General features: G+C 43.4%; 9 protein-coding genes. 8 read left to right on the plus strand and 1 reads right to left on the minus strand.

From position 1 onward, the window contains the following. Positions 1-184: 184 nt before the first annotated feature. From AAKU64_RS21330 to AAKU64_RS21350, 5 genes are all read left to right on the plus strand, one after another. Positions 185-2,278, plus strand: coding sequence for a TonB-dependent receptor (locus AAKU64_RS21330; RefSeq protein ID WP_354362965.1), 2,094 nt, complete (start codon positions 185-187; stop codon positions 2,276-2,278). A gap of 144 nt (positions 2,279-2,422) precedes the next feature. After that, a complete protein-coding gene (gene nikR, locus AAKU64_RS21335; RefSeq protein ID WP_323492981.1) occupies positions 2,423-2,878 on the plus strand; it encodes a nickel-responsive transcriptional regulator NikR in 456 nt (151 codons plus the stop codon). Positions 2,879-3,825: 947 nt separating this feature from the next. Beyond that, complete coding sequence (locus tag AAKU64_RS21340) at positions 3,826-4,161, plus strand: hypothetical protein (RefSeq protein ID WP_354362966.1); 336 nt, start codon at positions 3,826-3,828, stop codon at positions 4,159-4,161. A 392-nt stretch (positions 4,162-4,553) separates the two neighbouring features. Then, the gene (locus AAKU64_RS21345; protein WP_354362968.1) at positions 4,554-4,763 is read left to right on the plus strand and encodes a hypothetical protein; all 210 of its coding nucleotides are present in this window, start codon (positions 4,554-4,556) and stop codon (positions 4,761-4,763) included. A gap of 44 nt (positions 4,764-4,807) precedes the next feature. Beyond that, on the plus strand, positions 4,808-5,020 hold the full coding sequence (locus AAKU64_RS21350) for a hypothetical protein (protein WP_354362969.1): 213 nt from the start codon (positions 4,808-4,810) through the stop codon (positions 5,018-5,020). 493 nt (positions 5,021-5,513) lie between these two features. Here the strand turns inward: AAKU64_RS21350 and AAKU64_RS21355 are convergent, their stop codons facing one another. Beyond that, complete coding sequence (locus AAKU64_RS21355; RefSeq protein WP_354362970.1) at positions 5,514-6,677, minus strand: integrase domain-containing protein; 1,164 nt, start codon at positions 6,675-6,677, stop codon at positions 5,514-5,516. Between the two features lie 1,365 nt (positions 6,678-8,042). Between AAKU64_RS21355 and AAKU64_RS21360 the strand changes: the two genes are divergently transcribed. The 3 genes from AAKU64_RS21360 to AAKU64_RS21370 all read left to right on the plus strand — a co-directional run. Next, entirely contained in the window at positions 8,043-9,059 is a 1,017-nt protein-coding gene (locus tag AAKU64_RS21360) for a PRTRC system protein D (protein WP_354362971.1), read from the plus strand. Next, the gene (locus AAKU64_RS21365) at positions 9,052-9,399 is read left to right on the plus strand and encodes a hypothetical protein (protein ID WP_354362973.1); all 348 of its coding nucleotides are present in this window, start codon (positions 9,052-9,054) and stop codon (positions 9,397-9,399) included. Before AAKU64_RS21360 ends, AAKU64_RS21365 begins: the two co-directional genes overlap by 8 nt. Positions 9,400-10,370: 971 nt before the next feature. Then, positions 10,371-11,390: CAP domain-containing protein (locus AAKU64_RS21370; RefSeq protein ID WP_354362975.1), on the plus strand; the 1,020-nt coding region annotated here is incomplete at its 3' end.

Below are 11,390 nucleotides of genomic sequence, written 5' to 3' on the forward strand. Positions count from 1 at the left end.
TCACATGTGCCGCTTCAAACAAGAAAACCAATCGCAACAGTGGCCACACCCATGCTCGACTTTACTGGTTTGGGTATTTTGCAAGAAGCTCTAATATTTATTTATTCATACATCGAGAATTTTTGTTCTCAATCACCCAATTTATTGCTTTAATTAATCATTATTCCAAGAGGGACATTCAGCAATGGACAATATTTTCCAAAAGAAACTACCTTACTTTCAATTGAAAAAAATATCATTAGTTATTGCCATGTTGCCTTGTATAGCTGCGCCTTCTTGGAGCGCAGAAACGGATGAGACAGTTCCGTCCGTTGTAGTGGAGGGTTCACGAAATAGCCAGATCGGGATTGCTAGCGCTGCAAGTGTAGGGGTGGTAACGCAGCAGCAATTAGAGGCTCGTACCGTATATCGCCCGGGTGAACTGCTAGAAGCAACGCCTGGACTCATCGTCAGCCAACATAGCGGCGAAGGAAAAGCTAATCAGTTCTATCTGCGCGGCATTAATCTCGATCACGGCACGGATCTGCGCACTACAGTTGACGGTATGTTGGTCAACCAGCGCACCCATGCTCATGGACAAGGATGGACTGATGTCAATTTTTTAATACCCGAATTAGCGACTAGACTCGATTACAGCAAAGGCCCTTATGATGCGCAACAGGGAGATTTTGCGTCAGCCGGATCGGTCAGCGTGGCTTATGCAAATCGACTCCCGCAAGGAATTTTTAGTGTAGGTGTGGGACAAAATGGATTTGCTCGTACCTTGTTAGCTGACTCACCAAAATTCGGTAACGGCAATCTACTTTATGCTTTGGAGTTATTTCATAATGATGGCCCATTTGTACACGGCGATGACTATCGTAAAGTAAACGGTGTACTGCGTTACAGCGAGGGTACTGAGGCAAACGGATTTAATATCAGTTTGATGGCTTACCGAGCCCATTGGAATTCTACTGATCAGATTCCACAGCGTGCGATTGATTCTGGCCTACTTGCCAATCGTTTTGATGTAATTGATCCTAGCGATGGTGGCAGCGCTCACCGTTACAGCTTATCTACTGGATGGCAAAAAACCACAGAGACAACAGCAACAAAATTCAATGCCTACGTAATTAATAACCAACTTGATCTGTACTCTAATTTCACCTATTTTTTAGACGACCCTATTAATGGTGATCAATTTAACCAGCCAGACCGACGGGTCACAACGGCTCTCAATGCGAGCCATACGTGGAAACTACCGTTGATGGGACGTCAATCTGAGAATACGGTTGGGCTACAATTTCAGAACGACAATATCCATAACGGCTTGTATTCGGCTAAAGACCGGCAGCGTCTATCTACAACACGAGAGGATCATACCGTTGAAACTAGCTTGGGCTTGTATGCAGAAAATGCGACCCAATGGACTGATAAATTTAGAAGTATTGCGGGCATCAGAGAGGATTTCTATCGGGATGATGTCACCAGTAATCTTATTGCTAATTCTAATACCGTGTCAGAACATTTACCCAGCCCGAAACTAAGTCTTATTTTTGGCCCTTGGGACAAAACCGAATATTACTTTAATATGGGTCGCGGTTTTCATAGCAACGATGCTCGGGGCGCCACTATTTCAGTCAATCCGCGTGATGCCAGCATGAGTGCCACGCGCGAGTCCGCCTTGGTTTTGTCTCGCGGTTTAGAACTCGGCGTCAGAACTGAGTTGATCCAAGGTCTGCAAACCAGCCTTTCGGTGTACCGCCTCGATCTTGATTCAGAATTGCTGTTCCAAGGGGATGCGGGTACGACCCAAGATACAGGACGCCCAAGCCGGCGACTAGGTTTTGAATTTTCTAACTACTATAAACCGCTTAAGTGGCTGACAATCGACGCGGATATCGCTTTTGCAAAAGCTCGCTATCGGAATTTTGATGTTGTGGGTGCTTATATTCCAGGCTCAGTTGAGGGTGTTGCCTCATTGGCACTTGCGGTTGACAACCTAGGTCCCTATTTTGGAGGCTTGCAGTTACGCTACTTTGGACCAAGACCATTAATTGAGGATAATTCAGTTCGATCTGATCGGACAGTAACTCTTAACGGACGCATCGGCTACAAGATTAGTCCTAAGCTGCGGGTAGATCTTGAAGGCTATAATTTAACCAACCGCCAAGACTCAGCCATCGACTACGCTTATGTATCAAGATTACCGGGTGAACCTGCAGCGGGGGTATTTGATAAACACTTTCATCCGATCGAATCGCGCTCGTTGAGAGTGAATTTAATTGCCAATTTTTGAGCAGCATATTTCAGATTTGAAATTAGACCAGTCGATATGAGCTTTGCGAGAACAATGGTCTTTGTCATCATGACGATTGACTGCGGTATGGTGAACACACTTGAGTCATGATAAAAAAATTTCTTTATTTTGTTGAGGTAAAAGATGCGACGCTTAACCATTTCAGTCGATGACGATCTGGCAGATGCTTTTGATCGGTTGGTAGAAAGCAGAGGCTATTTAAACCGCTCTGAGGCTTTTCGTGATCTCGTGCGTAAAGAATTGGGTGAGGCCGATGTCGCCACCGGAAAAGCCAAATGGTGCGTAGCAACCGTCAGCTATGTCTATGACCATCACGAGCGCCAATTAGCCAATCGTCTGACCCACATGCAGCATGAGCACCACGATATTGCTATCGCCTCGCAACACATCCATCTGGACCATGACAATTGTTTAGAAACCGTCGTGCTGAAAGGAAAAATGGCCGAGGTACGCGCCTGCGCTGATGCCATCATTTCACAAACCGGGGTTCGGCATGGCAATGTACATGTGGTACCGGTAGACATCAAAAAAGAGAAATATTCACTGGTAGGACATACTCATGTTCATCCGCATCGATGACTTGAAAATACGCACTTTTCGGGATCAGCAACGAGAAGTAGTTTTGTACTGCTCGGTTCGTCGCCTGCGTTTATTGAAATTATCTGATAACGAGTAAATCGATTGCCACTTTTTTCCAGCCTGCCTAGGAAATGCAGCAAGATCCAAATGAAACGTTAATTAATCACCAAAAAATTATCTTTTCTCAGACGCTTTCTTCTTAATATCATTTCGCTCAGAGATCGACTGAATAACGATATCCAGCCGCTCATGCAAGTCAGCGCCGATAGCATGGCAATACCAACCAAATTCTAAAAGCTAAGCCGCGAAGCAATGTAGAGGCGCTGGCCGCTTACGGTCGCTAGTTCGCTTGCGATCGTAAAGTTCTTACGCAAAATAGCCACTGGAGGGAAAGTTTGAACTTCCCCTCCAGTGGCTATTTTGCATTTAGACATTGCGTAATATTCATGTCGATCTTAAGAACCTGCGATGTCTATTGATGCAATTCAATCGTAGATTTGAGATGAAAATTAGTGGCAATTTTGGTTGAAAAAACATGGCATCTTTGAATTGAAAATCAATGGCTGTTTTGATGCAAATACTCAATTAACGTCAAAATTCGTTTACGCGCCTTAAATTAACCTCATTTGGCTCATGCTCTATATCGGGGTACTGCGCTCTCCTACAGTCCTTCTTATTGATTTCTTTCTCAGTTCATCTGCTGATATCTGCTTTTTCAATGAGATATTCACTCTTCATGTGAGCACCCAATTCTCCCACAGTTGTTCAATTTTCTGCAATTTGACAAGACGCTTTTGTATGGGACTCTGAGCTTATTGAGCGATCGGTTTCAACGGGCGATCTTTGAAATCAATGACCTCAATGTGATGTGCAGTCTCGGTCATTCCCATCGACCTGCGATCACTCTGCACTACCAGATCGCGTTTTTATTCTTCTGAAAGTGGATTATGAAATTTTTCTTAAAAATAGTATTGGTTCTTGGTGTTTTTTTCAATTGCCTCACCGGATGTCAGGCACCCGAGTCTGAATCGGGGACTGCCTTTGTCGGGCATTGGCAAGATCGAGAGAAGTCGGGTAACAAGCTCGAGATTGTTAAAAATGATGCGCATTTTATCGTGAGACAAACCACCATCTACTGTTTCGATCATTGCACCCGTAATTATCCGGCGGTGATGAAAGACGGCACCTTAGAAATACGGAATGGATTGTCGTTATTTTTGACGATCGATAAACAGACCGGGTTTTTGATCTTCGACGGACGTGACTATCAGCGCGTTCGATAAACGCACTTAGTCCCCTTCCCTATTCAATTATTGTCGTTCGCTTCTTCAAAAAGGAAATACAAAATGAACCATCTCTATGGAATAGTGCTGTACGCCGTTGTGATCTGCGTTATTGGGTATGTGTGGTACCAAGGGTCGGTTGCGGGACCTCATCGGGACTGGCTATCTCGAGCGACCTTGGAAGAGTATTGGAAGGAACATCCAGAATGTAAGACACGCTCTGTGACACAGTGCTATCACTGCCATTCGCGCGCTATCCGGCAATACGGCTGGAGTAATCACTCAGATTATCGCCGGTACTTTCAGTGCAACCAATGTAACCGCACGCTCTACCGCAGCTAGGTGAGGAATTCCTGATTCAATTCAACGAGCTTTATTTAAGGAGAAGACATATGCTGATCTTAGTGACACGTTTTGTGCTGTTTGGCTGTAAATTATTTTGTGCGATTTTTATCGGGGCTTGGCAGGCATCAGTAGCCGCTCATGCGCAAGTGCAAGAGCCTGGATGGCGAGGACTTTGGCGGTTTACTCTTCATGCCTATTTTTCACCTTTAGGGGGTGCGATTGAAGGGGTAAAGCAGCAATGGCGGCGAGGACTCTGAGATCTTGTTGTCCATTAGTGGAAGTTAACTCATGGAGGTACACAATGCGTATCGTGACAGGTTGGGTCGAGTTTGAAGAGCAGGAACAAGCGTGCTGGGAAACTTTGCTAGAGCGCAAACTCGGTGCAATAACCCCAACTTTATTACGTGAATTAGGGGAAAGCCGTGTCAGGGAACTCGTCGATGAGGGTTATCTCATGTGGGCCAAAATGGCTGCGCAACAGGTGAGTGATATTCTGAACTCTCTTCTGCAATAGCTCTTTTGAGTCGTATTTGACGTCCTCGTTCCCGGCGGGAATGTGGACGTTAATTATTTTTCTGTTTGCCTTTGATAGGCAAATCCAAAAGCGACGCGGCTCAATACAATTACTTTTGGTATTGGCGTAAAAGTTTTCATCGTAAGGAACTTTTCCAACGCGTTGGAAAAGTGGTGATGAAATCTATTTCGCTTATAGTGGCACCATTGCTTAAAAATGTAGCAATGAATAATCGCTTTAAATTTATTAGGTGTAGACCGCACTTTTTCAACGTCAGGTCGACTTATCCACAGCGTTTCCCACTGATTTTGTGGAGAACTTTTCCCTGTAGTGATGTGCTAACTTTCTTGCCACCATCACCATGAGGAATAGACCGACCGTGAGCAGCGGTAATTTGACTTGCATCCACATTGCATTACTATTGATGATGAAGACAACAAACGTGAATGCGAGGAGCAATGTCCATAATTGCGTGGTAATCCACAATACGTGTTTAAGCCTGTTCATGGTTTTGCTCCAGATCTTTGAGTCGTTTGTAGAGATAGCTGCGAGCGCAGCCTAGTTGCTCAGCTGCTTTCATCTTATTGCCCTCAGAAGTTTGCAAAGCAGCGAGAATCTGCTCATTTGTCAGGTCTTTTGAGGTTTTGGTTTTCATCGCCGCGTGACTGCCAATGTATGCATTGGCTTTGCTGGCTATGGAGTGTCCGGCATGTTCGGTAATAATTTGGCGGGCGGCTGCAAGGATATCTTGGGCTGGTTTTTCGCCACCACGCACTGCACTGTCCAACCCCGTTAAATTTTTGTACAGATTGTTGAGATATTGTGCGCGCAAGCCGTGTGCTGTTATACCCAAGCCCTCTTTGGTAATGCCATGTTTTCCTAGTACATAGTAATAATGACTTTTCCATCTTTTGAGCGAGTACTCCGCTGGAATTGTCGTTTTAGATTTATTGTTAATATAGTTTTTGGCTATCTCGATAATGGCCAGTTGGGATTCGTCATCGATTTTAAACTTACGTGGTCGTCCCCCCTTGGTTCCATCTTCGACCTGGAGGTAGGTCTCACCGAATAGACGCATGACGGTGTCATAGGGTCGCATGAGCATACTTTCTTCTGCGCGCACGCCAAAGGTAATTTGCAACATGAGTTGAATACCGATGTGTTTATTCTCCATGGCGATCCGGCCAATTAATGCATTAACGTCGATGCCGTGCGACTCCCATGACTTGTCTTCTATGACAATCCCGGTCCTTTTCGGTAATTCGGCTAATGATGGATAGCTATCTGGATCTTTGACGATGTTGGCTTTTTTTAACCAACTCGCCAAGGTCGCCAAGTAAGTAAGCTTATTTTCAATCGTGCCGCGTTTTTGTTTTTTTGCGACCCAGTGGTCTACTAAAAATTGAATATGTTTTTCTTTGAGATTATCCAAACTTTTAATTTCAAACTTACCAATGGTGTACATCTCTTCTATCGCGGCGGTAATGCTAAGGCAACGCAGACGCTGTGTTTTGATACCCAGAGCCGCTTTGCTAATACGTGTCTTGCTATGTGCTATGTGAATATTTTTCGAGAATAGTTTGCTCAGTTCATTTTTAATCGCCTGCGGCAATTTGGACCTCTCGACATCATGCGTATGCTCATAAGTAACGGCCATCATTTTCCCCTGTATGGAGTGGATAAGTAAATCTTTGCAAATTAACGCCTTACGGGGCGGCCTCCGGCAGGTCCAGGACTCTTTAGCGATAAACTTGGCTCTCTAATACTGGCTGGCACCCGTACTAGAAACGACTCACGTCGTCATTCAACCTGCTTTGCAATTCATCAAACCAATTTCATTTACCCAAAACTTCTTTACTGCCACGTCACTTTTTCTCGGAAGCTCCAGAGGAGACATTCATCTATAAGCGCTGCGCGTAACTCTATTTATGGGGTGAAAACAGCTTGGTTGCACCAATTCTGCAAATCCAATGATCCTTCTGCTTTTTGGGGAAAGGTAGCAACACCTTGTTATTGAATGGCACAAACAGTCTTAAGGCTCACCGCCCTTACTGAATGTGGGATACCTCATAAACCTTCATAAAAACGCACTCGATTGTGGTCTTTTTCCGGTTTATGTCACCCTGAGACGGGTAATTAGGCATCCTAAGTTTTTATGGTCTTTGTAGTCGGGATTGTGACTTTAGAGTCGGCTTCATACCCTGCAAGACTCTAAAACAACCGTCTAAGCCAATGTTTATCACTGTTCTGTCGTCCTCAGTCTTTAGTCTTCTAAGTTGCTGTTTTTATTAAAAAAATTCACGTCGTAAAATTGAGGTGAATACAGTCAACTGAGAAACTAAAACCGGAACAACTTTTTGCGGGCGTTGCGCCCTATGTCGATGCTAGTTTCCTAGCGTTGATTCAAATTCTGTGCTGCTGCTGATGATGATAGATAGCACTGTGGGAAGTTAATTAACTATATGCATAGCCATTTCTCACGTCTTTTACGACTTCTACTTTTCTGAAATCAAAGTCATCACACTAGAAACTCGGACGTAATATTTTTTGCATTGATGTTTGACAATCAAACATCCGCTTTGAATTGAGAACCACGACTTAATCACGGCTTAACCACTTGTTTGAAGAAGCAACCTCCCCCTTGAACTCAGAATCACGGCTTATTCACGGCATATTCACGGCTTAATCACTGGTTTGAAGAAGCAAGTTCCACTTGAACTCATAACCACGGCTTAATCACGGCGTAACCACGGCTTATTCACGGCTTAATCACTGGTTTGAAGAAGCAATTTCCCCTTGGACTCAGAACCACGACTTAATCACGACTTAACCGCTGGTTCTTCTAAATCAAGTCAAATTTAGGTAGTGAAACACGGAATAACAGGACGGTAGTCCGTGATTCAATACACATACAAACATTTCAAGCCAATAACCCGGAGCAAATTAAGGGTTCCAATGGCTTTGCGTAAACGAATCAATTAATTCGTTTTTTAAATAATGATTACTATCAAAGGAAACCTCAATGAATTTTCAAGCTGCAGCAATCGACGTTGGCTTTGGACAAACGAAGTGGGCAGTGCGCTTAGATGAAGAAATCATTACCGGTTCCTTCCCTTCGCTGGCTCCAATATCCAACAACAATACAGTAACAACTAACCTTGCCAACTTTGTACAGCGCAATACGATTAAAGTAACCGTGGACGGTGATACATTTGAAATTGGCCCCGATGTCCGCCTAGCAATGGGAAGTTCGAATAGCGGCCGAGCATTATCAGAAGACTTTCCCAAAACGAAAAATTATAAAGCTCTCTTACTTGGCGCTTTGTTTTACGCAGGTATTGATCGCGTGGACATATTGACGCTGGGACTTCCGGTTCACACCATGGGACTGTATGCCAATCATCTCAAAGACATCTTGGGCAAGGAAGTCGAAGTCAATGACCGGCGTATATCAATTGGAAGAGTTGTTGTCATTCCTCAACCTGTCGGATCGCTGGCCATGTTTGGATCGATCAACGGAAGTGCCATCAATGATGGTCACACAAGGCTAGTCATTGATCCGGGCTATGTCACGACAGATTGGGTAGTTTCCTCCGGTCACAATATGATAGACGCACGGAGTGGCGGACGGGTGGGCGGTGTGTCACATGTCTTAAAGCAAATAGCAGAATTGATTAGTGACAAATATCAGGGTGGAAAACTGGATCGAATTGAGCGGATTGACGAAGCATTTGTCACAAGAAAATCATTCAACTATTTTAAGCATGTGATAAGCCAGACGGAACTGGCCGAGTACCTATCCCGATCAACACAAATTATTGAAGAAACGGTTAAAGAAATAAAAACCCGGGTCGGCGACGTGGAGGATCTACAAAGTATTTTGATTACCGGTGGCGGAGCTAAGTTTTACGAACCCATCGTCCGATCAACGTTTCCCATGAATGATATTCAGGTATTAGACAATCCCGCGTTTACCAATGCTATCGGCTTTTTACTGGTGGGAGAGAGTATGAAACGAAGAGCGGAAAAAAATGGCTAATTTGAGATTACAAATGACGGTACTTGAGGAGGAGCATCCATTGCTATTTGCTTATCTTCATTCTACCGAAAACAAACACTTGAGAACAAGAATGCTAAAAACCGCTGCGGAGCAGTTTTTAACATCATTGAATTCTGAAGAAACTGTTACCGGCAGTTTGGACAAGACCAAAGTGCACAGCCATTTGGAGACTAAAAGTATTCCAAATCATATGGGTAAATCACAATTAGTCCAACAAAAAGATACGAATAAAACGACAGATGTCTCCCCTCCCCGTCTTAAAATTGGTATCAACGCATCTGACAATTTAGATACCACTAGCATGGAAAAATGGGGTTAATGCCCGATGATGAAAAATGAACTTCAAAGCATCTGTATTTTAATTGGCGGTGTAGTTTGCGGTATCGGAATTACATTAGCATTTTTGATCAATTCCTATTTTTTTACTTTGTTGATCGTTGGTTTATTTCCCTATATTTATCTGCTTGAAAAATCCAGGACGAAAAAAAACCCTCTTGATTAAAAGAGGGTTTTTAGATGTGTAGTTTAATTATTACGATTTTTTTCAAGCAGCATTTCTTCTATCAATTCGAATGGATTATCACTGTTTCTTTGAATACCACGAGATAGCAAACGATCAATAAAGTTACCTAACTGCTGAGTTGCTTCCAACTATACATATGCCCAGTCAGCACATTCTTTTTTGGCAAACGAATTTCAACTTTGAATCCCATTTCCATAAAGTACCTGCCCACTATGTATGTACGCTGAATATCTTCTTTTTACTACTTTCCCTAATAGCCATCAAATCCGAACTGTCCCATATTCACTCCGTCCTCACAGCATCTGGTTTGTACAAGGTAATAGCGCCGGAGAAATCAATGGCAACCGATCTACTCAGTAAAATGAGTCAACACGATCCAATCGAGAAGTGGTCTAGTATTTGTTGCTGTATGCGATAGTTGTAGCTCAAGTTCTTTGCTCTTTAATACAAAAAACCGTAGAAATTTTCAGCATAATTTTCATTGTAAGATCTGCAAAAAGAGACGGTTCGTGCCCGCTTAAATAAACAAAATTAAGTTCAAAATTCAAACACCAAATTTGCAGCTTTAGTCTGGTGACATCATGGAAAAGGGCCTAGGCAAGATCAGATCGAGTATTAAAAAAGCACGTGTTAAACGTGCTTTTTTTCTGTTTGAGTGGATTTGACAAATATTTTTCTTGGATAGGATGAAGTCGTGATCGTTACAAAATAGCGACCAATACAACGACTAGACGATACGAAGAATATTTTTTAATAAGGACACTGATATGAAAACCTCAAAAATTACGGTAATAAAGATGGCGAAACTGAGTTCCATGGCGGTAGCTCTGATATTAACTGCATGTGGAGGGGGTGAAGGCAGTTCATCTACAACGACAACTACACCACCTTTGGCAACAACATGCGCAAATGGTCGTACTAATTTCCCAACTTGTACTGCACCGACAACTGCGGCTCAGTTGCAGTTAACCGTATCTGCACCACCGTTAGCAGCAGGCTCGCAAGAATTAGCTGCGTTTAATTATTTAAATCAATTTAGACATTCGTTGGGCTTGGGATTGTTAGCGTATTCTGCACCATTGACACTGGCTAGTAAAAATCATGCGAATTATTTAGTACTAAATCAGAGCTTAACGCATACAGAAGATCCAAGTAAACCTGGATTTACGGGCGTGACTGATACTGACAGGGCGAACTTTGCTGGCTATGCGACCAATTATTTTGTGAGTGCAGGTGGTTCAGTTGCAAACACGATGCCGGGTGCAATACAAGCATTGATCAATACAGTCTACCACCGTGGTACGTTGATTCGCCAGAGCTGGACGGATCAAGGAATGACTGGATATTGTTACGGAGTGTGCGATGCTTCAAATTCAGCACTTTATTTAAATGTTGCACAGAAAACGGTGAATGGCCAGACTAACGCTTCGGATTTTGTGATGATGTACCCAATGGATAAGCAAAGTAACGTCAATTTAACAACGGCGGGCGATAACATCAATCCATTCCCTGATATCACTGGCGGTGTTGTTTATGGCAAAGTTGGATATCCTGTTTCCTTTGCTGTTGAAGCGAATCAAATGTTAGTACTAAAGGATTTTACGATGACTGAGGCGGGAACCTCAGCGCCGCTGAATGCGTATGTTTATACAGCATCTAATGATCCGAATAACCTCATTCCTAGCAACGAAGCATGGCTGACTGCCAAATCTCAGTTGAAGCCGTCCACGACATACAACATGGCGCTTCATGGATCGATTAACGGCAATGAGTTTGGATGTGCAAAC

The sequence above is a fragment of the Undibacterium sp. GrIS 1.8 genome, assembly GCF_040544445.1.
Lineage (GTDB): Bacteria > Pseudomonadota > Gammaproteobacteria > Burkholderiales > Burkholderiaceae_D > Undibacterium.

Coding starts and splice junctions, on each gene's coding strand:
- AAKU64_RS21330 (WP_354362965.1), top strand. CDS start 185: ATGGACAATATTTTCCAAAAGAAACTACCTTACTTTCAATTGAAAAAA.
- nikR (WP_323492981.1), top strand. CDS start 2,423: ATGCGACGCTTAACCATTTCAGTCGATGACGATCTGGCAGATGCTTTT.
- AAKU64_RS21340 (WP_354362966.1), top strand. CDS start 3,826: ATGAAATTTTTCTTAAAAATAGTATTGGTTCTTGGTGTTTTTTTCAAT.
- AAKU64_RS21345 (WP_354362968.1), top strand. CDS start 4,554: ATGCTGATCTTAGTGACACGTTTTGTGCTGTTTGGCTGTAAATTATTT.
- AAKU64_RS21350 (WP_354362969.1), top strand. CDS start 4,808: ATGCGTATCGTGACAGGTTGGGTCGAGTTTGAAGAGCAGGAACAAGCG.
- AAKU64_RS21355 (WP_354362970.1), bottom strand. CDS start 6,677: ATGGCCGTTACTTATGAGCATACGCATGATGTCGAGAGGTCCAAATTG.
- AAKU64_RS21360 (WP_354362971.1), top strand. CDS start 8,043: ATGAATTTTCAAGCTGCAGCAATCGACGTTGGCTTTGGACAAACGAAG.
- AAKU64_RS21365 (WP_354362973.1), top strand. CDS start 9,052: ATGGCTAATTTGAGATTACAAATGACGGTACTTGAGGAGGAGCATCCA.